This is a genomic window from Amycolatopsis sp. MtRt-6, from assembly GCF_017308975.1.
Lineage (GTDB): Bacteria > Actinomycetota > Actinomycetes > Mycobacteriales > Pseudonocardiaceae > Amycolatopsis.
In genome coordinates this window covers 259,683-283,680 of sequence record NZ_JADWPD010000002.1, presented here as the reverse complement: position 1 = coordinate 283,680, position 23,998 = coordinate 259,683, and the positions used below count along the sequence as shown (strand labels likewise).

Annotated in this window: 22 protein-coding genes and 1 pseudogene; 6 read left to right on the top strand and 17 right to left on the bottom strand. The window is 73.8% G+C overall.

Annotation, left to right across the window (positions count from 1 at the left end; genetic code table 11):
* Positions 1 to 30: 30 nt before the first annotated feature.
* The 9 genes from I4Q55_RS04925 to I4Q55_RS04885 form a co-directional block, all read right to left on the bottom strand.
* Positions 31 to 1,905 (bottom strand): Calx-beta domain-containing protein, encoded by a 1,875-nt coding sequence (locus I4Q55_RS04925; RefSeq protein ID WP_206784801.1) that lies wholly within the window; start codon positions 1,903 to 1,905, stop codon positions 31 to 33.
* Positions 1,906 to 2,213: 308 nt separating this feature from the next.
* Entirely contained in the window at positions 2,214 to 3,428 is a 1,215-nt protein-coding gene (locus tag I4Q55_RS04920; RefSeq protein WP_206784800.1) for an NAD(P)/FAD-dependent oxidoreductase, read from the bottom strand.
* Positions 3,425 to 4,975, bottom strand: coding sequence for an NAD(P)/FAD-dependent oxidoreductase (locus I4Q55_RS04915; protein WP_206784799.1), 1,551 nt, complete (start codon positions 4,973 to 4,975; stop codon positions 3,425 to 3,427). Before I4Q55_RS04915 ends, I4Q55_RS04920 begins: the two co-directional genes overlap by 4 nt.
* Positions 4,972 to 5,694, bottom strand: a complete 723-nt coding sequence (locus I4Q55_RS04910; RefSeq protein WP_242545396.1) for a class I SAM-dependent methyltransferase — start codon at positions 5,692 to 5,694, stop codon at positions 4,972 to 4,974. The genes I4Q55_RS04915 and I4Q55_RS04910 overlap by 4 nt, the downstream gene beginning before the upstream one ends.
* Before the next feature lie 5 nt (positions 5,695 to 5,699).
* Positions 5,700 to 6,020, bottom strand: coding sequence for a lycopene cyclase domain-containing protein (locus I4Q55_RS04905; RefSeq protein ID WP_206784797.1), 321 nt, complete (start codon positions 6,018 to 6,020; stop codon positions 5,700 to 5,702).
* A complete protein-coding gene (locus I4Q55_RS04900) occupies positions 6,017 to 6,358 on the bottom strand; it encodes a lycopene cyclase domain-containing protein (protein ID WP_206784796.1) in 342 nt (113 codons plus the stop codon). Before I4Q55_RS04900 ends, I4Q55_RS04905 begins: the two co-directional genes overlap by 4 nt.
* A gap of 1 nt (position 6,359) precedes the next feature.
* On the bottom strand, positions 6,360 to 7,322 hold the full coding sequence (locus I4Q55_RS04895; protein ID WP_206784795.1) for a phytoene/squalene synthase family protein: 963 nt from the start codon (positions 7,320 to 7,322) through the stop codon (positions 6,360 to 6,362).
* Entirely contained in the window at positions 7,319 to 8,794 is a 1,476-nt protein-coding gene (gene crtI, locus I4Q55_RS04890; protein WP_206784794.1) for a phytoene desaturase family protein, read from the bottom strand. The genes I4Q55_RS04895 and crtI overlap by 4 nt, the downstream gene beginning before the upstream one ends.
* 235 nt (positions 8,795 to 9,029) lie before the next feature.
* Entirely contained in the window at positions 9,030 to 10,109 is a 1,080-nt protein-coding gene (locus I4Q55_RS04885; protein ID WP_206784793.1) for a polyprenyl synthetase family protein, read from the bottom strand.
* Between the two features lie 237 nt (positions 10,110 to 10,346).
* On the opposite strand from I4Q55_RS04885, the gene I4Q55_RS04880 reads away from it, so the two are divergent.
* From I4Q55_RS04880 to I4Q55_RS04870, 3 genes and pseudogenes are all read left to right on the top strand, one after another.
* Positions 10,347 to 11,225: a MerR family transcriptional regulator gene (locus tag I4Q55_RS04880; RefSeq protein ID WP_206784792.1), complete on the top strand. Its 879-nt coding sequence runs from the start codon at positions 10,347 to 10,349 to the stop codon at positions 11,223 to 11,225.
* Between the two features lie 95 nt (positions 11,226 to 11,320).
* Complete coding sequence (locus I4Q55_RS04875; protein ID WP_206784791.1) at positions 11,321 to 12,331, top strand: DUF5914 domain-containing protein; 1,011 nt, start codon at positions 11,321 to 11,323, stop codon at positions 12,329 to 12,331.
* 100 nt (positions 12,332 to 12,431) lie between these two features.
* Positions 12,432 to 13,691, top strand: a pseudogene (locus tag I4Q55_RS04870) (FtsW/RodA/SpoVE family cell cycle protein); the annotation flags it as partial.
* Here the strand turns inward: I4Q55_RS04870 and I4Q55_RS04865 are convergent.
* Positions 13,675 to 14,673 (bottom strand): LacI family DNA-binding transcriptional regulator, encoded by a 999-nt coding sequence (locus I4Q55_RS04865; RefSeq protein ID WP_206784790.1) that lies wholly within the window; start codon positions 14,671 to 14,673, stop codon positions 13,675 to 13,677. The pseudogene I4Q55_RS04870 and the gene I4Q55_RS04865 sit on opposite strands and share 17 nt — an antisense overlap.
* 57 nt (positions 14,674 to 14,730) lie before the next feature.
* On the bottom strand, positions 14,731 to 16,029 hold the full coding sequence (locus I4Q55_RS04860; protein WP_206784789.1) for a cellulose binding domain-containing protein: 1,299 nt from the start codon (positions 16,027 to 16,029) through the stop codon (positions 14,731 to 14,733).
* A gap of 137 nt (positions 16,030 to 16,166) precedes the next feature.
* Here I4Q55_RS04860 and I4Q55_RS04855 point away from each other — a divergent pair, with 137 nt between their 5' ends.
* Entirely contained in the window at positions 16,167 to 16,547 is a 381-nt protein-coding gene (locus I4Q55_RS04855) for a VOC family protein (RefSeq protein ID WP_307793112.1), read from the top strand.
* Positions 16,548 to 16,557: 10 nt separating this feature from the next.
* On the opposite strand, the gene I4Q55_RS04850 is transcribed toward I4Q55_RS04855, so the two are convergent.
* The 4 genes from I4Q55_RS04850 to I4Q55_RS04835 form a co-directional block, all read right to left on the bottom strand.
* A complete protein-coding gene (locus tag I4Q55_RS04850) occupies positions 16,558 to 17,112 on the bottom strand; it encodes a maleylpyruvate isomerase family mycothiol-dependent enzyme (RefSeq protein WP_206784788.1) in 555 nt (184 codons plus the stop codon).
* Positions 17,112 to 17,600: an SRPBCC family protein gene (locus tag I4Q55_RS04845; RefSeq protein WP_206784787.1), complete on the bottom strand. Its 489-nt coding sequence runs from the start codon at positions 17,598 to 17,600 to the stop codon at positions 17,112 to 17,114. Before I4Q55_RS04845 ends, I4Q55_RS04850 begins: the two co-directional genes overlap by 1 nt.
* Complete coding sequence (locus tag I4Q55_RS04840; RefSeq protein ID WP_206784786.1) at positions 17,597 to 17,956, bottom strand: helix-turn-helix transcriptional regulator; 360 nt, start codon at positions 17,954 to 17,956, stop codon at positions 17,597 to 17,599. Before I4Q55_RS04840 ends, I4Q55_RS04845 begins: the two co-directional genes overlap by 4 nt.
* Positions 17,957 to 18,153: 197 nt before the next feature.
* Positions 18,154 to 18,483, bottom strand: coding sequence for a helix-turn-helix domain-containing protein (locus I4Q55_RS04835; protein WP_206784785.1), 330 nt, complete (start codon positions 18,481 to 18,483; stop codon positions 18,154 to 18,156).
* A gap of 360 nt (positions 18,484 to 18,843) precedes the next feature.
* Between I4Q55_RS04835 and I4Q55_RS04830 the strand changes: the two genes are divergently transcribed.
* Positions 18,844 to 20,517, top strand: coding sequence for a DUF6461 domain-containing protein (locus I4Q55_RS04830; protein ID WP_206784784.1), 1,674 nt, complete (start codon positions 18,844 to 18,846; stop codon positions 20,515 to 20,517).
* Here the strand turns inward: I4Q55_RS04830 and I4Q55_RS04825 are convergent.
* Positions 20,501 to 22,168 (bottom strand): alpha/beta hydrolase, encoded by a 1,668-nt coding sequence (locus I4Q55_RS04825; protein ID WP_307793111.1) that lies wholly within the window; start codon positions 22,166 to 22,168, stop codon positions 20,501 to 20,503. The two genes, I4Q55_RS04830 and I4Q55_RS04825, sit on opposite strands and share 17 nt — an antisense overlap.
* Positions 22,169 to 22,315: 147 nt before the next feature.
* Complete coding sequence (locus tag I4Q55_RS04820) at positions 22,316 to 22,825, bottom strand: hypothetical protein (RefSeq protein ID WP_206784782.1); 510 nt, start codon at positions 22,823 to 22,825, stop codon at positions 22,316 to 22,318.
* A gap of 125 nt (positions 22,826 to 22,950) precedes the next feature.
* Between I4Q55_RS04820 and I4Q55_RS04815 the strand changes: the two genes are divergently transcribed.
* Positions 22,951 to 23,973: an LLM class flavin-dependent oxidoreductase gene (locus I4Q55_RS04815; protein ID WP_206784781.1), complete on the top strand. Its 1,023-nt coding sequence runs from the start codon at positions 22,951 to 22,953 to the stop codon at positions 23,971 to 23,973.
* Positions 23,974 to 23,998: the final 25 nt, after the last annotated feature.

Below are 23,998 nucleotides of genomic sequence, written 5' to 3'. Positions count from 1 at the left end.
GCGAGCGCCCGCCCCGGGTGGTTCAGCGGATCACCGCTTGCAGGGGTTGCCCGCCGGGTGCGCGGCGGTGCCGTGCACGTCGGCCTGGGACTCCGCGAGGACGATCTTCGCCAGCGGGGTCTCCAGTGCGACGGCCTGCTGCTTCACGACGCCGTTGGAGATGGTCTGGCCGTTCAGCTTCAGTGAGCCGATGACCAGCGCGATGGTCAGCGGCGCCGAGCCCACCGTGACCGAGACGCCGTTGATCTTCAGCGAAGCGACGTTCGAGCTGCCGGTCAGCGCCGGGGCGAGCCCGCCCGGGGTCGGCTGGCAGGTCGCCGCCGCCTGGGACTGGATCACGCCCAGCTCGATGGTCAGCCCGAGCGTGCTGATCACGGTCTTGTCGATCTTGGCCGTCGCCTTCGCCTGGTCACCGGCCGCCGGCGCCGCGGACTGGTTGTCCGGCGTCAGGTCGGTCGACGAGGTCAGGGCGTGGGTCTGCACCTTGATCAGACCGGCGTTGAGCGTCGCGTCGAGGACGGTCTTGCTGTCGTCGGCGCAGGGCAGGTTCGCCGGGTTCGCCACGGCCGCGGTGACGCCGATGACGTTCGCGGCGGTGCCGGTGCAGGAGAAGACGCCGTCGCGGTCGTCGTCGACGATCGTGCCGACGCCGGTCGGGTCGACCAGCCCGGCGCCGACCGGGGCCGACAGCGTGACGGTGAACGTCTCGTTCGGCTCGTCGACGGTGTCCGGGTTGACCAGCACGGTCACCGGCTTGGTCGTCTCGCCGGGCGCGAAGGTCACGTCACCACTCGCCGCCTGGTAGTCCGCCGGTGCGGTCGCCGTGCCGTTGGCGGTGGCGTAGTGGACCGACACCGGGTTCGGGCTGGCGCCGCCGAGCAGCGACACGGTGAAGGTGGCCGGCACCGGCGCGCCGCCGGAGCCTTCGTTCACCGTGACGTCGTTGATGCTCAGGCCGAGCACGCGCACGGTCGTCGTCTCGACGTACCCGCGGGACACGCCGTCTACCAGGTAGTCGACCGTGCAGTGGTAGGTGCCGGGCGCGGCGTCGGCCTTGGCGGCGACGGTCTCGGTGAACGTCGCGACGTCCCCGCTGGGGACCTTGACGCTCGCCGGGGCGTTGGTGACCGTCAGCTGCGGGTCGCAGGTCGTGACCTTCGGCGTCACCGTGACCTCGATGGACTTGATGCCGTCGAGGATGGCCTGCGAGACCTGGCTCGAAGGCACGTTGTTCAGCAGCACGCCGCCGGTGGCCGTGGCGATCGCGCTGGCCTGGCCCTGGGCGTCCAGGTTGCCGACGTTGACCGCGACCACCCGGATCTTCGCCGCCTTGAGCGCGTCGATGGTCTGGGCCAGGGTGTGCCCGCCGCTGGGGTCGTGCGACGGCGCGTCGCCGAACCAGGCGATGATGCGGGTGCCGTCCGGGCGGAAGGCGACCGCGCCGGTGGCCAGCTCGTAGAGGGCGTTGAGATCGGCCTCCGGGAAGTCCCCGCCGCCGGACGCCGTCCACTGGTTGATGCCGGCCTGGACCGCGGCCGTGTCGCCGGTGATGCCCTGGTTGACCTTGAACGGCACGGAGTCGGTGAAGTCCTTGTACTCGGCGACGCCGAACTGGGCGGTCGGCTGCGCGGCGAGCACGTCCCCGGTGATGGCGTTGGCGTTGGTCCGGACGTTGGCGATGGCGCCGCCCATGCTGCCGGTCGTGTCGGCGAGCAGCACGAGGTCGGGGTTCGGCGGGACGGCGGAGGTGGTGACGCGCTTGGTGACGGTGGTGCTCTGCCCGGCGGCGAGCGTGAGATCGACGGTGGCCGGATCCACCCCGGGCGGCGCCGCGGCCGCCACCGCGGCCGGGGTGAGCAAGGCGCTGACCGTGGTCAGCGCGACGAACAAGGATCTCCGCGACATGACTTCCCTTCCGAAGGCCGGATTACTGCGGGTTGCCTCGGGAAGACGGAAAAACCGGGAATTCGTTAGCGAGCCGGGAGAACGTCACTCGGAGCGCCCTGTGTCAAGGCGCTCAACGGGGCACGGCGGGGGACCCGGGCTACGGAAACCATGGTTTTGCTGGGCTGGACAACCGAAGACCGCGGTGGGGGCTTCACTCTTTCCGGCGACGCTCCGGCACGGCGGGTGCCGGGTGATCTTCGGGATCTCGGCGGTTTTCGCAGCGCGGGGAGCGAATTTCCGCCCGGATGTCGTAATGCGCCGGGCCTTCAGCTGTCCAGATCGGCCAGTACCGCCCGGGCCGCCCGGGCACCGGAGGCGAGAGCGCCCTGGAGCGAACTCGTGTCGCGGTGATCGCCGCACACGTACCGCCCGTCGCCCAGCCGCACCTCGCGCCGAAGCTCGTGGGGAGGCGGCATCGCCGGCAGCGCGTGGGCGATCTCGTACCGGGCGACCACCGGCCAGCGCGTCGCGTCCGTGCGGTACAGCCGGCCCAGCGCCCGCCGCACCTCGGTCTCCGGCAGGGCCGTCAGGGCCGACGCGCTCACGAGCGCGGCCCCGGGCGGGGCGTAGGCCGGGCACACCTCGCTGACCACGCTCGTGTTGACCACCGGCCCGCCGCGCGCGTCGATCACGATCACGGGTTCGCGCAACGGCGACCGCGGCGGGGCGAAGTACCAGGTAGTCCCACTGTTCCAGCGCGGCTCCGCGACACCGGTGAGCCGGGCGGCCGTCGAGCCGTCGGTGGCGACGACGACCGCGCGGGCCGGCCAGACCTCGCCGCCGGCGGTGCGGACCCGTCCCGGCCGGACCTCCTCGACGGGGGTGTCCAGGTGGATCGCCGACGTCGGCAGCGTCCGGGCGAGCTGCCGGGGCAGCTCGCCCATGCCCAGCGCGGGCAGCGACGGGGCCGACCGCAGGAAGCTCCGCCACACCAGCTGGAAGAAGCGGGCCGACGTGGTCAGCTCGCGGTCCAGGAACACCCCGGAGAGGAACGGCCGCAGCACGGTTTCCACGGCCCGCGCCGAGATCCCGGCGTGACGCAGTTCGTCGAGCGTCGTGCGGTCGGCCCGGGCGGCGATCGCCGGGGCCGGTCCCGCGGCGACGCGCGCGGACAGCGTCCCGAGTGCGGCCAGGTCTTTCGCCGACAGGTAGCGGCGCGCCGCGATGTCGCGCAGGGCCTTGGGCGTGTCGACCGGGTGGCCGAGCAGTGAGACGCGGTCGTCGTCGGCCACCCGGACCGCGCGCCAGAACCGGCCGAGGTCCAGGGCGTCGACGTCGGCCAGGCGCCGGATCGCCGGGTAGGCCGGGTTGAGGATCTGGAAACCGCGGTCGAGCCGGAAGCCGTCGACGACGTCGGTGCGCACTCGGCCGCCGACGTCGTCGGAGGCCTCAAGAACCGCGCATGGAACTCCGGCCCGGTGCAGCGTGACGGCCGCGGCCAGGCCGGCGAGCCCGGCGCCGACGATGACGACGTCGGTCATGTCGCACACCTGCCGAACCAGCGGGTCGCGGCGAGCCGGTTGAGCAGGCCGATCCGGCCGCGGTTGGGCACCGACCGCAGTGGGTGCCCGGCGAGTCCCCAGCTCCGCAGCAGCGTGTTCGCCGCGGCCCAGCCGGTCGTCGCCGCGCGTTCCATCAGCGCCACCGGCAGGTCGATGCGGACTCCGTCGCCGGCCAGCGCGAGCGCCGGGTCCGGCGTTTCCACCGTCGGCCGCCGGGCGAAGCCGCCCAGCCCGAAGAGCGGGCAATCCTCGCGCCACAGGGAAATCGACGCGGTGACCCGCGCGCCGAGGGTCTCCGGGTAGATCGCGTGCAGGCGGTCGTCCACGGCCTTCGCCAGCGTCTCGCGGTCGTCGGTCGCGGCCGCGTAGGCGTGCAGCTCCACGACCGAGCCACCGGTGCGGGCCACCCACCGCCGCGCTTCGCCCTCGTAGCGGTCCAGCACGCTGATGTTGTCCAGCGGCGGCACGCTCCCCGTGCCCAGGAAGGCCGGCCGGGCCGCGTCGACCGGCCGGTCGAGCCAGAGCCGGCGGACCAGGAACGGCGGCGCGGTGCGCAACCCGGCCACGGCGGCGCGCCACTCCGGCGTACCCAGACCGGGGGACGCGGCGACGATCTCCCGCAGCCCTCGCACGTCACAGGCGAGCACGACGGCGTCGAACCGCTCGGTCCCCTGAGCCGTCGTGACCGCGAAGCCGTCGGCGGTGCGGTCGAGCGACGTCACCGGGGTGCCGGTCCGGAGGGTCACCCGGCGGTCGGCCAGGTAGCCGGCCAGGGGATCCCACAGCGCCTGCGGGAACGGCTCGGCCGGCACGTCGAACACCAGGCCTTCGCTGGAGCCCAGGAAGTACAGGTGGAACATGGTCGCCAGCTCCGCCGCGGACAGCTCGCGCGGATCGGCGAAGAAGCTGCGCGAGAAGACCTCGAACGCCAGGTGCTTGGCGGCCGCGGGGAAGTTGATCGCGTCGAGGAAGCTCGCGGCGTCGGTGCCGTCGAGCCGGTGGTAGGTCTCCGGGACGCTGACCGTCGCCAGCGGCAGGGCCGCGCGGCCGTTGAGGCGCGCCAGGTCCCGCGGGGTGAACGTCGGGCTGCGCCAGGCGAACGCCAGCGCGTTCCACGGCGGCGTCCGGGGGAGTCCCGCGAAGGTGTCCGTGCGGCCCTCGGCGTCCAGCAGCGGGTAGTCGGTCAGCGGGGTCAGCCGGTCGAGCCCGGGATCGGTGCGCATGAGCAGCGCCCGCAGGTTGTAGTACTGGCGGAAGAAGGCGTGGAAGCCGCGGCTCATGGTGACGCCGGTGCCGTCCGGCAGCCGGTCGGCCCAGCCGCCGACGCGCCCGCCCAGGTGGCCGTCGCGCTCGAAGAGCGTCACCGTGACGCCCCGCTCGGCCAGCCCGGTGGCCGCGGTGAGGCCCGCGATGCCGCCGCCGACGACCGCCGCGGCCGGTCGCTTCCCGAGCAGCCCGGCGTCGGTCAGGCCGGGCGGGGCGGGCCGCGTCTCGATCCGGCGGTCCGTGCCGACGGGGCGGGTCAAGGCTCCTCCCGCGGGTTGGTGCCGAGGACGGTGTGGACGACGCCGTGCTGCCAGCCGGGCATCGTGCCGGTGCGGACGTCGGTGAAGCCGGCCTCGGCGAGCCGGGCGGCGAGCGCGCCGAGGCCGTCGAACTCGCTCACGCTGCGGCGCAGGTGGCGGTAGAGGGTCGCGTCGCCGGTGGTGACCTTCCCGAGCGGGATGATCACGCCCGCGCAGACCGCGTTCCACACCCACCGGGCGCGCCGCGAGTCCCGGACGGAGTACTCGTGCACGGCGATGCGGCCGCCGGGACGCAGCAGTCCGCGCAGCCGCCGCAGCTGCCCGGTCGGCTCGGCCAGGTTGCGCAGCAGGTACGCCGCCAGGATCGCGTCGAACGGACCGGAAACGCCGTCGAGGTCCTCGACCGGCGTGTGGACGAAGGTGACCCCGTCCGGCCAGTTCTTGGCCCGGGCCCGCGCGAGCATCTCCCCGGAAGCGTCGAACGCGGTGATCTCCGCCCCGGGCGCGACCGACAGCAGCGCCGCCGTCGACGCGCCGGTGCCGCAGCCGGCGTCCAGCAGCCGCAGGCCCGTGCCGTCCGCCGGCAGCCCCAGCCGCCGCGCGGAGAGCCGGAGGTGCTCGTGGTAGCCCGGGTTGGCGCCGACCAGCCGGTCGTACCACCGCGCTTCGGCGTCGAAGGCCGACGGCACCGCCCCGCGGGGCAGGCCGTCCTTCGCCATGGCGTTCACGCGCGCTCCCGCCGGGGGCCGGTGCGTTCCCACGCCAGCAGCACGGCGGTCACGAGCGCGTAGCCGAAGAGGAAGTCTTCGAGGGGGATGTCCCAGGGCACCCGCCAGTTCGTGATGTGCTGCGGGTCGTACCGCACGATCGGGTCGGAAAGCTTGGTGAGCCAGCCGTCCACCGGGATCTGGAACGCGGTCACGATGGCCATCGTGATCCAGTACGCGGGCCGCCGGAACAACCCGGTCCGCAGCAGGAAAAGCTCGGCCAGGACGACGACGGCCACCGCGGCGACCGCGGGCACGGTGTACCCCCAGGGGATCACCGGCGGGCCTCCTTCCGGGCGAGCCGCTTGACTACCGCGATGGTGAGCTGGACGCCCTCGTAGGTCAGCAGCCCGCAGATCGGGATGACCACGAAGAACAGGATCTCCTCCAGCGGCACGGCGAAGGGAGCGCGGATGCCGGTGACGTGCTCGGGCGCGTAGTCCCAGACACCGCCGGCGATCGCCAGCACGTCCCAGGCCAGGAACACGAGCGCGACCGGCAGCACCGCGCGCGCCAGCCGCCGGGGCTGCCGGTAGACGCGCGCTCCCGCCAGCTCCAGCGGCAGGGTGACGAGCACGCACGCGGCCAGCACGACGAGGTATTCGGCCTTGCCCACGTCAGCTCACCGCCACCGGGAGCGCCGGCGCGGGGTGGCGCCGCCGCGCCCACTGCGTCCGCGCGACCGCCCCGCACGCCACGGCCAGCCGCTGCCCGCGGGACACCGCCGCGCGCCCGGCGAAGACGTCGTGCCCGGCGGCTTCGATGCGGTCGAGGATGCCGCCGTACAACCGCGCCGCCGTCGCCACGCACGGGCGGGAAACCGGGTGCAGCATGCCGATCCCCGGCCGGGCCTCGGCGTAGCTCTCGCGGGTGACGGCGATCTGCGCGCGGATCGCGGCTCGCACCGGCCGATCGGCCCGGCCTTCGCGGGCGCACCAGGCCAGCCGGTCGCGGTCGACGCCGTGCGCGGCCAGCTCGTCGGCCGGCAGGTAGACGCGGCCGCGGCGGAGGTCCTCGGCGACGTCGCGCAGGAAGTTGGTGAGCTGGAAGGCTTTCCCGAGCGCGGCGGCCCGCGGCTCGGCCTCCGCGCGGGGCGCGACGGTGCCGAGCACGGGCAGCACCTGCAGCCCGATCACCTCGGCCGAGCCGTGCACGTAGGTGTCGAGCTCCGCGCGGTTCGCGTAGCCGGAGACGGTGAGGTCCATCCGCATCGAGGTGAAGAACGCCTCGAAGTACGCCTTGGCGAGCGTGTACCGGGCTGCCGTGTCGATCACCGCGGTCAGCAACGGGTCGTCGCTCGCGCCGGCGTCGAGGTCGGCGAGGAAGCGCTTCTCGACGTCCTGCAAGCGAATGTCGAGCGTCTCCGGGGTGGCGTCGTCGTCCGGTTCGTCGACGATGTCGTCGAGCCACCGGGCGAAGCCGTAGAGCGCGTGGATCGCCGGCCGCTGCGCCGGGGTCAGCAGGCGGGTCGCGAGGAAGTAGGTGCGGCCGTGCCGGGCGTTGAGCTCGCGGCACCACGTGTAGGCCGCGCGCAGCCCGGGTTCGCGGATGCCGGCGGCGTCGAGTTCGCGTCGGGTCATCGGGTCCCTCCGGTGATCCGGTCGGCAGCCAGTCTGCCGGAGATGAGCACGGTCGGCACGCCGACGCCCGGCACGGTGGCGCCGCCGGCCAGGACGACGTTGTCCGTGCCGCGGGGGAGGTTCCGCGGCCGGAACGGCCCGGTCTGGGCGAAGGAATGGGCGTAGCCGAACGGCGTCCCGGCGACCAGGCCGCGGCTCGCCCACTCGGCCGGGCCGAGCACGTGCGTGAATTCCGGGGTGAAGCCGGGGAGCAGCCGCGCACGGGCCACGTCGAGGACCTCTTCGGCGTAGGAATCCGTTGCGGTGGCCCAGTCCGCGGGTCCGCGGTCGAGGTTGGGGACCGGGGCGAGCACGGAGTAGAGCTGGCGCCCGGGCGGGGCGAGCCCGGGATCGGACGCGGTCGGCCGGGTGACGAGCAGCGAGGGGTCGCTCATCCGCCGCCCCTGCGAGATGAGCTCGTCGAAGGTCGACCGCCAGCCGTGGCCGAAGGAGATCGTGTGGTGGGCGATCGCGGGGTGCGTGGCGGGACCCCCGGCGTGCACGACGACCGCCGACGGCGCGGCCCGCAGCGGGACCGGCCGCCGCGGCCGCCGGCCGAGCAGCCGGTAGCTCTCGGGCAGTTCGGTGGTGAGGACGACGGCGTCGCACGGGTGGCGGGCGCCGGCGGCGGTGCGGACGGCGGTGACGCGCGAGCCGGCGCGTTCGAGTTCGCTGACGGCGTCCCCGTAGCCGAACTCGACCCCGGCACCGGCCGCGACGCGGGCGAGCGCCTGCGGCAGGGCCGCGACGCCCCCGGGCGGGAAGTACACCCCGCCGACGGTGTCCATGTACGAGATCACCGCGTACAGGGCCAGCGCCCGCATCGGGGATTCGCCGGCGTAGAGGGCTTGGAAGGTGAACACCCGCTTCAGGCGTTCGTCGCGCAGGAACTCCCCGACCTGGTTGTCGAGCCGCCGGAACCCGCCCAGCGCGACGAGCCGGGCGAGCTCCGGCCGGAGCATGCCGAGCGGGGAGTCGATGTTCGCGTCGACGAACCGGTCGAACTCGGCGCGGTACAGGCGGGTCAGCCAGTCGCGCAGGCGGACGTAACCGGCGGCCTCGGCCGGCCCGGCGAAGTCGCGGACGGCGTCGGTCATCGCGGCGGCGTCGGTGTGCACGGGCAGGGTGCTGCCGTCGGCGAACTGCGCGACGTACGCCGGATCGAGCCGGGCGAGCGGAAGTTCCGCGGTGAGGTCGGCCCCGACGGCGGCGAAGGTGTCGCGCAGGATCGACGGCATGGTCAGCACGGTGGGCCCGGTGTCGAGCAGGTAGCCGTGCCGTTCGACCCGCCCGGCGCGCCCACCGGGCCCGGGATCGCGTTCGAGGACGGTGACGTCCCGCCCCCGGCCGGCCAGGTGCAGGGCGGCGGCCAGGCCGGCCAGCCCGGCCCCCACGACGACGACGCGGTTCGCCGGCCCCGGGACGGTCTTCATCGGTTCGGCTCCGCGCCGGGGAGGGTGAGTGGGGCGCCGGTGTGGGGCGGGGTTGTGGCGGTGTGGGTTGGGTGCGAGCGCCGGGTGTGGGGCGGGGTTGTGGCGGCGTGAGCTGCCTGCGAGCCGCCGGTGAGCGGCAACGCTGCGGGCGGGTGGCCCGCGAGCGGTTCGCCGCCGCGGGGCGGGGTCGGGCGCTGCGGGTACCTGGTCGCTGGGGCGCGGATCGGCCCGCCCCTCATCGGTCCCGCTCCGTGCAGCGCGCCGCGAGGGCGGTGAGCAGGTCGGCGGCGTGGTGCGGGACGACCGCCGGGTCGATCGCCGCGAGGGCCTTGTCCGCTCGCTCGCGGATCAGCTCGCCCAGGCGCTCCCGCGCGCCCGTCGCCACGATCAGCTCCCGCCAGCGCGTGACCGCCTCGTCGTCCACCGTGTCCAGCTCGAGCAGCTCGTTCAACTCGGCCCGGCGCCGCCGGCCGGCCATCGCCGCGGCGAGGACCACCACGCTGGATGCCTTGCGGTCGCGCAGGTCCTGGCCGGCCGGCTTGCCCGTGACCGCCGGGTCGCCGAACACGCCGAGCAGGTCGTCGCGGAGCTGGAACGCCTCACCCACCAGGCCGCCGAACTCGCCCAGTGCGGCCCGCAGCTCCGGGCCGCAGCCGGCCAGCGCCGCGCCGAACTCCAGCGGACGGCGGACCGTGTAGTTGCCGGACTTGCGGCGCAGCACGTCGAGGAGGGTGTCCCAGCCGGGCAGCGCCCGCGCGTCGTTGACCAGGTCGCCGAGCTGGCCGACGGCCAGTTCGGCCCGCATCGCGTCGTAGTGCGGCCAGCCGCGGGCCAGCTGCTCGGCCGCCAGCCCGCTTTCGCGCAGCAGCTGCTCGGACCACACCAGGAACAGGTCGCCGAACAGGATCGCGGCGGACTCGCCGAACCGCGGTGCCGAGCCCGCCCAGCCCTGCTCCTCGTGCCAGCGGGCGAACCGGACGTGCAGGGCGGTGCGGCCCCGGCGCAGCGCCGAGCCGTCCATCACGTCGTCCTGGACCATGGCGAAGCAGTGCAGCAGCTCCAACGCGGCGGCCGCGCGGATCGCGGCGTCGGATTCCGGCTGCCCGCACCGCCAGCCGACGTAGGCGAAAAGCGGCCGAAGACACTTCCCGCCCGCCACGAACTCCGGCACCGCGGTTTCCGCGAGCGCTCCTTCGGCGCGGCCGGAGAAGTGCTCCTTCGCCCGCGCGCTCACGAAACCGTGCGCCTCGGCGAGGCAGCGACGGGCCAGCGTGTCCAGCCGCTCGGCGGAGACCGGCTCGGTCGTCGTGGTCATCCGCGCCCTCCGCTACCCTCTCGGCCTATTCGATTCGCAACCGTTTCACACGAGCGGTAGCTTGTCCACTTGACCGTGGTGCACCCGAGCGGGCTCGCCGTGGATCGATGCGGATTCGCACGGCATAGCCCGCGGCGAGCCGGCCAAATTGTGGCGTGAGTCACAAACAGCCGTCCGCGGAGTGTTTCCGGGCGTGCCGTACGTGCCCGGCGGGTGCCGGATGGAAACGTGGTGTGGATGGACGTCGACGCGGTGAGCGGCCGGCCCGGCGGGGCGTGGACACCCGGCAAGGTCGCCGAACTGCTCGGCGTCTCGCCGGTGACGCTGCGGACCTGGGCCGCGCGGTACGGCGTCGGCCCGACGCTGCGTGACGACGGGCGGCACCGGCGGTACTCCGACGCCGACGTCCGCCGCCTGCAGTACATGCAGCGGCTCATGGACCGCGGCATGCGGGCGAGGGAGGCCGCCGCGGCGGCGTTCTCCGACGCCGGCGAAGCGGCCCCCGAGCTGTCCGCCGAACGGCGCGCCGAGGAGCTCGAGCGAGCCGCGGAAGGCCTCGACTTCGCGGCGCTGGCCGCGCTGCTGGACGAAACGCTGGACGCGCTCGGCCCGGCCGCGGCCTGGACCGAGGTGCTGGTCCCCGTGTTGCGCCACCTCGGCGGCCGCTGGTTGCGCGGCGACATCTGCTTCGCGTCCGAATGGGCCCTCACCGGAGAGATTTCGCTGGCCCTGCAGCGCTACAGCGCCGGGTTCGCGAACACCCCGCCCGGCCGGGCGGTGCTGCTCGCGTGCTGCCCGCAGGAGCGGCACAGCCTGCCGATGGAGGTGCTGCGGGCCGCCATGGTGGAGGTCGGCATCCCGGCGGTCTACCTCGGCCAGCTGGTGCCGGCCGAGACGACCGTCGCCGTCGCGGCCAAGCTCGACCCGGTCGTGGTGTTCCTGTGGTCGATGTCCGCCGCCACCGCCGACGACCTGCTCGTCCGGCGGCTGCGGCAGCGCGGTTTCGACAGCGCGACGGCGGGCCCGGGCTGGGCGAACCTGGTCGAGCGGGACGTCCCCTGGGTCAACGACCTGCCCGCCGCGCTCGAGCTGGCCACCGAACGCCTGAAGGCCTGAACCCGTGGCAAAGCGTTGCGCAACCGCTCCACATGCCCGACGATGGCTCTCGTGCCGGTCGCGTCGGCCGGCCGGGACAGGCGGGAGCGCGACCGGTGGATCTCAAGCGGCAGGTGATCGAGCGCTGGCCGGCCCGGTGGCCGGTGCGGCCGTTCCGGGAGCCGGCGTGGGCCCGGCAGGAACCCACCTACGCCGCCTGCAGCCCCGCGCTGATCGAGGCGGCGGTCAAGCGGGCGGGTGCCCGGCCCTCGGGCAACTGGTACGTCTTCGCCGCGGCCCGGGACATCCGGGCCGACCGGCCGTTCGGGGCGCGGGTGGGCGGGCGCGAGCTGGTCGCGTGGCGCGGCCCGGACGGCGCGCTGCTCGTCGGCCCGGGCGCGTGCCCGCACCTCGGCGCGCCGCTGGACCAGGCACGCGTGCACTGCGGCGAGCTGGTCTGCCGGTGGCACGGCCTGCGCGTCGGCGCGGACCGGCCCGGGTGGACGGCGCTGCCGTCCCACGACGACGGCGTCCTGGCGTGGGTCCGCCTCGACCGCGCCGGCGGCGAACAGCCGACCGAACGGCCGGTCGTGCCGGTCCGCCCGGACGGGACCACGGTCGACGCCGTGGCGACGCTGGCCGGCGTCTGCGAGCCCGAAGACGTCGTCGCCAACCGCCTCGACCCGTGGCACGGCGCGTGGTTCCACCCGTACTCCTTCGCGCGGCTGCGCGTGCTCTCGGCCCCGCAGGGTGTCGACGTCGCGGAGGCCGACGACCGGTTCGTCGTCGAGGTGACGTTCCGGCTCGCGGGCAAGCTCGGCGTCCCGGTGGTCGCCGAGTTCACCTGCCCCGGCCCGCGCACCGTGCTGATGACCATTGTGGACGGTGAGGGGGCCGGCAGCGTGGTGGAGACCCACGCGACCCCGCTCGGCCCGGGCCCCGGCGGCCGGCCCCGCACGGCGGTGATCGAGGCCACGATCGCCGCCTCCGACCGGCCGGGGTTCGCCGTGGCGGCCCGGCTGGCGCCGGCCCTGCGGCCGCTCATGCGCCGGGCCGCGGCCCGGTTGTGGCGGGACGACCTCGCGTACGCCGAGCGCCGGTACGCCCTGCGTGAAGATCGCCGCTGACGGGATTTCGCTTTCTCAGCGTCCTGCCAGCCGCGGGTGGCTAGCTTGGCGTGGCCGGGAACGGAACCGCCGTTTCCCCGAGCGGGGAGAGGTTCGCGCCATCGACGTCAAGGAACGGGAAGCCGGCCGCCGTCCGCGTGCGGGGGAGGCGCTGACCGGGTGGCTGACGCGGCCGCTCGCGTCGTTCCACCTCGTGCTGGCACTCACCGGGATCCTCGGGCTCTTCGGGGTGGTGATGGTGCTGAGCGCGTCGTCGGTCTCCTCCTACGACCCGCGCACCGGCGGCGGTCAGTACGACCTGTTCTTCAAGCACCTCACGTACCTGGCCCTGGGGGCCGGCGTGTTCTGGCTCGGCCTGCGCCTGCCGCTGCGCAAGATCCGGGCACTGGCGAGCAAGGCGATGGCCGCGGCGCTCGGCATGCTGGTCCTCGTGCTCACCCCGCTGGGCTCGGCGGGCGGCGGGGCCCAGCGCTGGTTCGTCGTCGCCGGGCAGTCGATCCAGCCGATCGAGTTCGCCAAGCTCGCGCTGGTGCTCTGGGGCGCGCACGTCCTGGTGGCCAAGGAGCACCTGCTGCACCGGTGGCGGCACCTGCTGGTGCCCGTGGTCCCGGTGACGCTGCTGATGTTCGCGCTGGTGATGGCCCAGCCGAACCTCAGCGGCACGATCACCCTCGGCGTGGTCGCGCTGGGCCTGCTGTGGTTCGCGGGCATCCCGGCCGGGCTGTTCGCGGCACTGGTCTCCGGGGCGGCCGCGGGCTTCACCGTGCTCGCCCTGTCCGCGGACTACCGGCTCGGGCGCGTCCTGACGTTTCTGTCCGATTCGCCGGGCCCGGATTCCGGTGCCTACCAGACGACCCAGGCGTTGTACGCGCTCGCCGACGGCGGGGTGTTCGGCCGCGGGCTCGGGCGGGGGAGCGCCAACTGGGGCTACCTGCCCGGCGTGGCGAACGACTTCATCTTCGCGCTCGTCGGCGAGGAACTCGGCTTCGTCGGCTGCGTCGCGGTGATCGCGCTCTACGCCGGCGTCGCCGTCGTGGGGACGCGGATCGCGCGCCGCGCCCTCGACCCCTGGATCCGGCTCGTGGCGGGCACGCTCACGCTGCTGGTGGTCGCCCAGGCCGCGATCAACATCGGGTACGTCGTCGGCCTGCTGCCGGTCACCGGCGTCACGTTGCCGCTGATCTCCTACGGCGGTTCGTCGTTGCTGGTCACCCTGGGGATGTTCGGGATCCTCGCCAACTGCGCGCGCCACGAGGCCGACGCCGTCGCCGCGCTGCGCGACCACGGGCCGGGCCGGTTCGGGGGACTGCTGCGCCTGCCGGCACCGCCGGCGTACGCGGGCCTCAAGCGGTCGCGCGGCTGATCAACGAGACCGGCAGCGAGATCCGGTGCGCGGTGTCCGCCAGCAGAGCCCGGACGAGAGCCTGCCCGTGGCCGTGCTTGTCGATCCGGACCGTGCTGAGCGGTGGGTCCAGGTACGCCGACAGCTCGAGGTCGTCGAAGCCGACCACGGCGCAGTCCCGCGGGACCGCGCCACCGCGCGCGAGCACCGCTCGCACCGCCCCGGTGCCCATCAGGTCGTTGAAGGCGAAGATGCCGTTGACGCCGGGCCAGGCGTCGAGGAGCCGGTGGGCGGCTTCCGTGCCGCCCGCGACGGTCGGCGGCCCCGGCACGATCCGGGCGGTGACGTCGCCGAACCCGTGGGCGGCACAGGCGGTGGCGAAGGCGAGGCGCCGCTCGTCGACCGCGACGCCGGCCGAGCCGGCCACCATGCCGAGGCAGGCGTCCGGCCGCCGCGCGAGCAGCCCGACGGCGGCCGCGGTGCCGGTCGCGAAGTCGTTGCTCACCGACGCTGCCACGTCCGCCGGCAGCTGCCGGTCGGCGACGACCAGCGGGACCGAGCGCGCGTAGCCGGCGAGGACGTCGTCGGGCAGGCCGTAGAAGAAGCCGACGACGCCGCGTGCAGAGCGGGCCAGCGCGTCCTCGAGGGCGTCGCGTTCCCGGTCGGCGTCGGCGTCGGTGTTGTACAGCACGACACTGCACCCGGCCGCGGCCGCCGCGTCGTACACCCCGCGGGCCACGGCCGGGTAGAAGGGGTTCGCGATGTCGGAGACGATCAGCGCGATGACGTCCGACCGCTGGGTGCGCATGGCCTGCGCCAGCGCGCTCGGCCGGTACCCCAGCCGGGCCGCCGCGGCCAGCACGCGCTCGCGGGTGTCCGGGGCGATCTCCGGCAGGTCGCGCAGGGCACGCGAAACGGTCTGCCGCCCCACGCCGGCTTCCCGCGCCACGTCCTCGATGGTCACGCGCTTGACCCGTGGCAGGCGTCCGTGTCCGGACACGCCGTCACCTCCCTCCGCGATCCGCCGAAGAGCCTAGGGGGCACCGCCGGAGGACGGTCAGCGGGCGGTGCAGGCGAGCTCGGCCAACGGCTGGGAAGTGCCGGTCACGACGGCACCCCACGTCGTCGTCGCGCCGGCCGCCACTGTCCCGTTGTAGGCCTCGTTGGCCGCTCGCACCTGCCGGCCGGACTGCGTCGGCACGGCGTTCCACGAGCTGGTCAGCTGCTGGCCGCCCGCGAACGAGAACGCCGTGGTCCAGCCGGCCAGCGCGGCCGAGCCGGTGTTCCGCACGGTGAACTCCAGCTGGTACCCACCGTTCCACGAGGACGTGACCGCGGACGTCACCGCGCACGACGCCCCGGCCGGCGTGGTCGGCGTCGTCGGCGTGGTGGGGGTCGTCGGAGTGCTGGTCCCGGTCGTGTAGCTGATGCCGGTGTAGGCGGCCGCGCACCCGGACAGGCACTGGTCCGGCAACGTGAAGCGGTAGACGCGCCCGTCGTTGACGAGCGCGTCGCTCGCGTCCCGGACCCGGATCGCGTACGCGGTGCCGGCCGTCGCGGTCGGGCCGATGACGAAGGCCTGCCCGAGGTCGCTGTTCGGTTGTGCCAGCTGCCAGCTGCCGTCCGCGCCGAGGAACTCCACGCCGTGGACACCGTTGGGCAGGTGTGACACGGCGATCGCCGGCCAATACCGTTGCGCGCCTTGGAGGAAGCCGAGTTTCAGGTCGCCGGTGTAGTTCGGGGCGGGCACGTAGGACCACGAAACCCGCCGGTTGTTCCAGTGCGCCGGGTGCATGTCCCCGACCGGGACGCCGTTCTTCACGAACCGGTTGAGCGACGCCGTCGACAGGTCGAGGTGCCCGGGATCGTCGCGGCACCAGGCGTTCGCGTCGCCGCAGCTGTCGGCCACGACCATGGTCAGCTGGGCGCCCGCGTAGCCGTCGGTCACCCAGGACCCGTTGCGGCAGAACGGTTGTCCCGGCGCGCCGTCGTTGACGCCGGTGCAGAAGTCGCCGATGGTGACCTGCACGAACCGCCCGCAGTTGCGGCCGTTGTCCCACAGGCCGATCTTGGCGGCCTGCGCAGGCGGGATCGGCCGCGGGTAGAAGCTGTAGTCGCCGGGGGTGTGGTAGACGTTGAGCGCGACGAAGTCGGGCGAGTCGAGCATGTCCTGCGGCAGGCCACAGCCGCCGTAGGGCGCGCCGAGCGCGTCGAAGTGGGTGGCGTTGCCGGTGATCGGCGCGACCGGCGCGGCACCCGATTTCCACGGCCACAGCACGGAAACACCCACGACGAGCACGGCGATCACGGTGAGCACACCCGGGCGCGCGGCCGTCCGGCGGGAGGCGGACCCCATGGACTCTCCTTCCGCCTTTCTCCGGCCGCGAGCAGGCGGAAGCGACCCCGGCGGCGTTGTCTGGAAGCGCTCCCAGAGTCCTCCGCGCACCCGCTGTTGTCAATCACGTCCGTGCCCGGTCGGTTATCCTCGGGGCCGTGCACCGCAGCCGGATGTTCGGGATCTTCGTCGACACGCCCGCCGCCGAGGCCGGCCGGGCCGCGGCCTTCTGGGCGGCCGCGCTGGGCGCGACGGCCCGTCCGGTGGCGGGCGAGGAGCAGTTCACCGCGCTGGACGGCGCTCTGCCCGGGTTGACCATGGACGTCCAGGCCGTCGACGACGCACCCCGCTACCACGTCGACATCGAGACCGACGACGTCGCCGCGGAGGTCGCGCGCTTGACGGCGCTGGGCGCGGAGCCCGTGTCCCGATGGCTGGAGTGCCACACGCTCCGCGCCCCCGGCGGTCACCTCCTGTGCGTGGTGCCCGTGCACAGCGATCCGGCCACGTTCGAGGAGCTCGCTCGCACGTGGCCGTGACCGCCGGGCCTCAAGGCCGCCAGGCGGGGTCGCGGCCGAGGAAGCCCATCAGCTTGTCCTGCGCCGACGCGCTGTCGTCGACCGGCACCGCCGGGCCGAACTGGCCGCTGTCGCGCAGCACCTGCTCCATCGGACGCATCGCCGTCAACGCCTCGGCGCAGCGCTCCTCGCCGAGCTCGGGCTCGCGGCCGAGCGCCTTGGCGAGATCCCACGAATGCAGCCAGATGTCCGCGGTGTAGAACTGGTCGAGCGCCGCGTCCACCGGCCGGTCGCCGGTGTGCGGGTTGCTGAGCACCCGCCCGGCGGGGTGGTCGAGGACGGCCTGGATGTCGGCGACGTGCTGCTTCCAGGCCCCGGCCGGATCGGCGGCCACGGCCAGGGCCGGCAGCTCGATCCCGGCGCCGCGGAGGAAGCCGCGCGGCCACTCGACGAGGTGGCGCACGACGTCGAGCGCCGTCCACCCCGCGACCGGCGCCGGCCGCGCCCAGTCGCCGGGGGCGGCCGAGGAGACCAGCTCGGTGAAGCGGGCGGCGTCGGCGACGTGCTGCTGAGCCGGCGATGTCATCAGGCTTCCTTCGCGAGCAGGGCGTCGAGCTTGGCGTACCCCTCGTTGATCCCGACCTCCATGCCGCTGGCCAGCATGCCGTCCCGGGTCGCGAAGTCCTGCACCACGCTCAGCACCCGCAGCCGGGTGCGCCCGCCCTCGATTTCCTCCAGGGTCAGCGTTTCCAGGGCGACGCCGTCGGGCTCGCCGTCGTAGGTGAACGTCCAGACGATCCGCTCGTCCGGCCGCACTTCGTGGAAGCTGCCGTGGAACGTGGCGATCTCCTCGCCGTCGCGGTCGTTCGCGAAGGCCCATTCGCCGCCTGTGCGCGCGTCCCACCGGGTGATCCGCGTGGTGACCGAGTGCGGCCCGACCCACTGCGCGTACAGCTCCGGGTCGACGTGCGCGCGGAACACCTGCGCGGGCGGGGCGTCGAACTCCCGGACGAGCCGGATGGTCGGGACCTTTTCGTCGGCCAGGATCTCGGTTTCGTGCTTCGCCATGGTCATGATGCGTCCTTCCGGGGTCGGGTTGCGTCGCCGGTCATGCGGCCCAGCAGGGCGTCGAGGCGTCGGTAACGCTCCTCGGCCTGCCGCCGGTACCGCTCGATCCACTTGGTCATCAGGTCGAACACCTCCGCGTCCAGGTGGACCGGACGGCGCTGGGCGTCCTTGCTGCGCGTCACCAGTCCGGCCTCTTCCAGCACTTTCACGTGCTTGGAGACCGCCTGGAGGCTCATGTCGTAGGGCTCGGCCAGTTCGCCCACGGTCGCGTCCGCACCGGCCAGGCGCGCCACCAGGTCACGCCGGGTCGGGTCGGCCAGTGCCGCGAACACCCGGTTGAGCCGCTCGCTGTCTTCGTCCACCGGTCTTCCTCAACTCTTCGGTTGAATAAGACGGTAGAGCGCGTGCCGGTCGTTGTCAACCTGGCAGTTGAGAAAGAGAGGAGGACATCCGGTGGCAGGGGGAGAGGGGTGTGTGCCGGGCGGCCACTCCCGCCTGCCTCAGCCGCGCCCCGAACGGGCCAGGCGGCAAGCGACTTCTCCGTCCACTATGGACGAACTCACCCTTCGGGTTCCCCCTGGAGGGCCCGGTTGAGGCGACGCGCTTCGTGGAGCTGGTCTTCGAGGGAAACGATGCGGCAGGCGGCGTCGATGGCCGTGCCCTGGTCGACCAGCTCGCGCACCCGGGCGGCCAGGCGCAGCTGGTGGCGCGAGTAGCGCCGGTGCCCGCCGGCCGAGCGCTGGGGGGTGATCAGGCCCGTTTCGCCGAGGCTGCGCAGGAAGGCCTGGGTCGTGCCCAGCATGTCCGCGGCGCGGCCCATCGTGTAGCCGGGGTAGTGCTCGTCGTCGAACTTTCCGGGCGCCGCCGGTCTTTCCCCGTCGGGGATCATTCCACCTCCACATCAGAAGGACCCCGATCGCCGTGCGCACGGCGATCGGGGTCCTCGAAGGTTGGGTTTCACCATTTCCGGCCGGCGTGACCGCCGGCTTCCCGCGTCCGGCACTGCGCCGGGTGACGCGGGGATCGCGCATCCGTGACCGAGCACCACCTCCGAACTCGATGGGCCTACGGCACCCGCGCGGCGCTACCGGGCCGCTGCGGGCGATCCATGATGGTCCCGTTCCCTTCCTTTCTCGTCTTTCCTGGTACACCCAGAACGTTACCCGCGTTCGCAGGCGAATGTCTACCCTCGCCACTGGAGATTTTCTCTCGCGGCCGGATACGAGCCGGGTTCTGGCACAGTGGGCGCATGGGGGAGAACCTTGCTGCCGCCGTGGCCGCCGCCGTGCCGGTCGTCCGCGCCGTGATCCCGCCCGCGCCCGCCGCCGCGCTGGGCCGCCTGCGGTTCCAGCCGGAACGCCGGACGTTCCCGGACATCCCCGAGCCCGAGGTGCTGAAGTCGCTCCGGACCCTGCCGGCCTGGGTGGTCGAGCGCGTGCACGGCGCGGTCGAGCTGACGCTGGGTTCGCTCGACGTCCCGGCGCCTCCGGTCGCGTCCGAGCTGAAGCCGCCGCCGGACGGCACGTTCGGCTTCCTCACCTCGGACAGCGAAGCGGAAGCCCTGCGGGAGACGCGGCTGCTGCACCAGTTCCGGCCCGGTCTCCTGGACCTGGTGGCGGACCTGACCGCGCGTCTGGTGGCCGGGGAAACGCTGACCGCCGAGGGCGACGAAGCGGCGATCGCGGCCGCGCACGGCGCCCACCACCTCGCGATCGCACTGGTGGCCGCCACGATCGCCGCGCGCGAAGCCGGCAGCCCCGGTGTCGCCGGCATCGTCGGGACGGCGCTCGGTGTCGCGGCGAATCTGCTCCGCGCGGCACCGATGCCCGACGGCTACGCGGCGGCGCTGCGGGAGAAGGAGCGGGCCGAGTACCGGCTGCCGCAGTCCGGGAGCACGTCCGTCGAGGTCCGCGACCACGTCTTCGCCCTGACCGAAGGCGGTTTCCCGGCCTTCGGCAGCTTCGCGGACAACGGCCTCGCGGAGTCCGCGGACGGTGGCGTGGTCGTCCGCACCGGTACGGAGAACGGCCCGGTCCGGGTCGGCATCCGGGTGCTGGCCGAGCCGCCCGCGACGGCGGAAACCCTGGGCTGGGAAGAGGTCGTCGACCTCAGCTGGCGCGCGAAGCACGGCTCGGCCGGCGTGGGGGAGGAGCCGGCGACGCCGTCGTGGCCCGGCGACCACCGCGTCCGCGTGACGACGCCGCCGTGGCCCGGCGACTACCGCGTCCGCGTGCACGCCTATGGCCGCGACGACCCGGAGACCGAAAGCTACGACCTCTGGATCTGGGCGGCGCCGCCCGAGCCGCCCGTGGTGCACGCCCGGGCCGACCGCCTCGGCCACCGCCTGCGCGGCGAGCCGGAGCCGCCGGTGGTGGACCGGCCCGAGGTGGCCTACCGCTGGATCGGCCGGTCCCGGCTGACGGTCGCGGCGACGGTCACGGTGGCCACCGGCCTGTCCGCCGAGGAGGTCGTCCGCGCGTTCGGCGCGGATCCGGCCCGCCCCGAGCCGGCGGAGGAGCTGCGCGAGGCGTACGGCGATCCGTGGGTGGAGGTCCTGGACCTCGACGGGGTCGTGGTGGCGATCGAGGAAAACGGCTTCTACGGCTCCCGCGCGCCCGTGCTCACCGCGGCGTCCCGCGCCGGCCGGGCGGCGAGCATGTTCTGGAACGTCAACGCCCTGACGCGCCTGTCCTTCGCGCGCGCGGGCGAAGTCCTCGCTTCGTTCGAGCCGGGCCTGGGCGAGCCGTCCGCGGACGAGGAGGTCGGCGCGGCGCTGGCGGGTCTCGACCTGCGGGACTACCGCGACCGCACCGAAAAGTGCCTGGTCGCGGTCGAGCGGTTCACCGGCCGGGGCCTCTACCCCGAAGACCTCGAGGACCTCGACCGGCTCGGCGTGGCCTACCGGATCAGCGGCCGCGGTTGACCGCGCTGATGTCGTCCTGGAGCCGCTCGCGCACCGGCGAGTCGGCGTCCCGGGGCGCGGGCGCGGCCGGCTGCGACGGCTCGCCCGCCGGGCCTGGCACCGGGTAGACCTCGCGCTCGCCGGGCAGCGGCACGCCGGGGCAGATGGTGGCCGCGGGCCGCGCGCCGCCGAGGAAGAAGCCGTTCACCAGTTTGTCCACACAGGAATTGCCGCTCACCGCGTACTGGCCGTGGAAGGGCGAATCCGCCACCGAGATCATCGGGATGCCGGCCGCCCGCGCGCCCGCCTCGGCCTGCTCGTAGCCGGTCTGCGGATCGAACTCGCCTTGCACCACCAGGATGTTCTTCGCCGCCCGCGGGGAGAGCCTCGGCAGCTCGTTCCGGGGCGGGTCGGACCAGAAGCCGCACGCCTCGCTGAGGCCGTACGCCCAGCCGAACAGCGGGTAGGCCGGTCCCTGCAGGTCGCTGAGCAGCTTGTACCAGCTCGCCGTCCGCGTCGGCTGGTCGCCGCACGCCACGGCCAGCCGGGTACCCGGGACGTCGGCGTAGTCGGGCTCCGGCGGGTCCGCCGCCACGTCGGCGGCGGTCAGCCGGTCCGCCGGACGCCCGAAGACGGCTCGCGAGGCCCGGTCGAGGTCGCCGCGCAGCGCGACGGGCGGCGGCGTGGCCTTGCCGTCGAGCGCCGCCGCGCCCTTGGTGAGGATCAGCGCGCCGGTCATCCACTGCCGGGTGCTGCCGTTGCCGACGAAGACCGAGTCGAAGACGTCCGGCGGCACGCCCTGCTCCTTGAAGAAGACGCGCAGCCGCTCCCACTTGGCCCGGACCTCCGTGGCAGTCTTGCCGAGCTGCTCCGGGAACCGGCGGGCCAGCCACGGCGCGTAGACGCGGTCGAACTGGCGCTGGTCGATCTTCGGGAACGCCTCGAACGCGGCCTGGAGGCGGCCTTCGAAGTTGACGCTGGAGTCGAGGACCAGCTTGCCGGCCCGGTCCGGGAACAGCGACGCGTACTTCGCCCCGAGCCAGGTCCCGTAGGAGAAGCCGAGGTAGTTCAGCTTCTCGTCACCCAGCAGCGTGCGGATCAGGTCCATGTCGTGCGCGGTCTGCCAGGTGGTGATGAACGGCGCGAGCGCGTCGCTCTGGCACGCCTCGGCCAGCACGCGCGGCGTCCGCTGGTGCAGCGCGATGCTGGCCGCCGAGCGGTCGCGGGCGTCGAGGTTGTCGTCCGCGGGCAGCCGCCCCAGCGGCACCCGGCACACGTACCCGGCGTCGGTGCCGCCTTCCTGGCCGGTGCCGCGCGGGTCCATGCCGACGATGTCGTAGTGCTCGTTCACCGACGGCTGGAGGCCGGCCAGCGCGCCGGCGAGCGCCGTGCCGCGGCCGCCGGGCCCGCCGGGGTTGACGAGGATCGCGCCCTGCCGGGTGCCGGTGGCCTTCACGCGGCTGATGGCCACCTGCAGGTCGGTGCCGGCCGACGGAGCCGCCCAGTCCCGCGGGACGGTGATCCGCGCGCATTCGGCCTGCGGGGGCTGGGCCCGCTGCTTGAAGGGGCAGGCACCCCAGGCGACCTGCTGGCCGCGGTACGGCGCGAGCGGGTCGGGCGTGGTCGCGGCGGCGGGCGCCGTGGCCACCACCAGGACCGAGACAGCCGCCACCAGCCCTGCTCGAGACGTTCGCACCGCAGTTTCCTCCCTCGCGCACCGGCCGGGCAAGATCAAAACACGGCGGGCGCGGCGGCAGCAGCGCGAAAACGGCGGCTCGCCGGAGGGTTCCTTCGATCCGGTGAACGCCGAAGGGGCAGGTCAGGTGCGGTACGGGCCGTGGTTGCCGAGATCGGGGCTCACCCGCGGCCGCGGGCCGTCCTGGCCGGGTACCGGGGTGACGGCGGGGTGCCACGCCGGGTCCGTCGCCGCCGGCTCGACGACCACCTCGGTGCCGGGCCGGACGAAGGTTTCGGTGCCGGCTTCCCGCTCCTGGAAGTGGTTCTCGACGATCCGGTCCTGCCGGCGGCGGGCGAGCACGGCCAGCGTGAGCACGTGGGCCACGGCCATGAGCAGGAGGAAGATGCCGAGCCGGCCGACCAGCGCGGCCGTCGAGCCCGACCACTGCGGGCCGACCACCGAGAGCAGGGCGAGCACGCCGAACGAGACCAGGTGGAAGACGGTGACCACCATCCACGCCATCGAGCCGGTGCCGTCCTCGCCGTCCGGTCCGCTCAGGTAGCGACGGCCGCCGCGGTAGAGGACCTGGCCGTCGGCCACCACGAAGATCAGGCCGATGATCAGGAATCCGGTGAGGTCGTTGTCGGGCATGCGTCTCCTCCTCGTTTCCGGCGGGGTACCCGGCCCGGCCGGACCCGGGCAGCGATTCACCGGAACGAGCGAGCGACCGGATCACACCCGGGAATCATTCGCGGCCGCCGGACGTCTGAGGTGGCGTGAAGAAGATTGGCTTCCTCTCGTTCGGCCACTGGTCGGCGGGCGCCCACTCCGAGACCAGGTCGGCCGCCGACTTCCTGCACCAGTCGATCGACCTGGCGGTGGCCGCCGAGGAGCTCGGCGTGGACGGCGCGTACTTCCGCGTGCACCACTTCGCGCGGCAGGCGGGCAGCCCGTTCCCGCTGCTGTCGGCGATCGGCGCGCGGACGTCGAAGATCGAGATCGGCACCGGCGTGATCGACATGCGCTACGAGAACCCGCTGTACATGATCGAGAACGCGGGCGCCGCCGACCTGATCTCCGGCGGCCGGCTCCAGCTCGGCATCAGCCGGGGATCCCCCGAGCAGGTCATCGACGGCTGGCGTTACTTCGGGTACGCCCCGGGCGAGGGCGAGACGGACGCCGACATGGCCCGGCAGCACACCGAGGTGTTCCTCAAGCTCCTCGACGGCGAAGGCTTCGCGCAGCCGAACCCGCGGCCGATGTTCGCCAACCCGCCGGGCCTCCTGCGGCTCGAACCGCACTCCGAAGGCCTGCGCGACCGCATCTGGTGGGGCTCCGGCTCGAACGCGACGAGCGTCTGGGCCGCGAAGCTGGGCATGAACCTGCAGAGCTCGACGCTCAAGGACGACGAGACAGGCGAACCGCTGCACGTCCAGCAGCGCAAGCAGATCGAGGCCTACCGCGAGGCGTGGACGGCCGCCGGCCACGAGCGTGAGCCGCGGGTTTCGGTCAGCCGCAGCATCTTCGCGCTGACGAACGACACCGACCGCGCGTACTTCGGCCGCGACCGCCACTCGCGCGACCAGGTCGGCATGATCGACGAGAACACCCGGGCGATCTTCGGCCGGTCGTACGCCGGGGAGCCCGACGAGCTCGTGCGGCAGCTCAAGGAGGACGAGGCCATCCAGGCCGCGGACACCCTGCTGCTGACCATCCCGAACCAGCTCGGGGTGGACTACAACGCGCACGTGCTGGAGAACATCGTGCAGCACGTGGCCCCGGAGCTGGGCTGGCGCTGAACAGCCGAACGGGCCCGGCCGAAGC

Excerpts from the sequence above, each read along its gene's own strand:
- I4Q55_RS04895 (WP_206784795.1), bottom strand. The coding sequence starts at position 7,322 with ATGACCCGACGCGAACTCGACGCCGCCGGCATCCGCGAACCCGGGCTG.
- I4Q55_RS04885 (WP_206784793.1), bottom strand. The coding sequence starts at position 10,109 with ATGACCACGACGACCGAGCCGGTCTCCGCCGAGCGGCTGGACACGCTG.
- I4Q55_RS04835 (WP_206784785.1), bottom strand. The coding sequence starts at position 18,483 with ATGATCCCCGACGGGGAAAGACCGGCGGCGCCCGGAAAGTTCGACGAC.
- I4Q55_RS04845 (WP_206784787.1), bottom strand. The coding sequence starts at position 17,600 with ATGACCATGGCGAAGCACGAAACCGAGATCCTGGCCGACGAAAAGGTC.
- I4Q55_RS04830 (WP_206784784.1), top strand. The coding sequence starts at position 18,844 with ATGGGGGAGAACCTTGCTGCCGCCGTGGCCGCCGCCGTGCCGGTCGTC.
- I4Q55_RS04850 (WP_206784788.1), bottom strand. The coding sequence starts at position 17,112 with ATGACATCGCCGGCTCAGCAGCACGTCGCCGACGCCGCCCGCTTCACC.
- I4Q55_RS04880 (WP_206784792.1), top strand. The coding sequence starts at position 10,347 with ATGGACGTCGACGCGGTGAGCGGCCGGCCCGGCGGGGCGTGGACACCC.
- crtI (WP_206784794.1), bottom strand. The coding sequence starts at position 8,794 with ATGAAGACCGTCCCGGGGCCGGCGAACCGCGTCGTCGTCGTGGGGGCC.
- I4Q55_RS04860 (WP_206784789.1), bottom strand. The coding sequence starts at position 16,029 with ATGGGGTCCGCCTCCCGCCGGACGGCCGCGCGCCCGGGTGTGCTCACC.
- I4Q55_RS04920 (WP_206784800.1), bottom strand. The coding sequence starts at position 3,428 with ATGACCGACGTCGTCATCGTCGGCGCCGGGCTCGCCGGCCTGGCCGCG.
- I4Q55_RS04820 (WP_206784782.1), bottom strand. The coding sequence starts at position 22,825 with ATGCCCGACAACGACCTCACCGGATTCCTGATCATCGGCCTGATCTTC.
- I4Q55_RS04925 (WP_206784801.1), bottom strand. The coding sequence starts at position 1,905 with ATGTCGCGGAGATCCTTGTTCGTCGCGCTGACCACGGTCAGCGCCTTG.
- I4Q55_RS04910 (WP_242545396.1), bottom strand. The coding sequence starts at position 5,694 with ATGGCGAAGGACGGCCTGCCCCGCGGGGCGGTGCCGTCGGCCTTCGAC.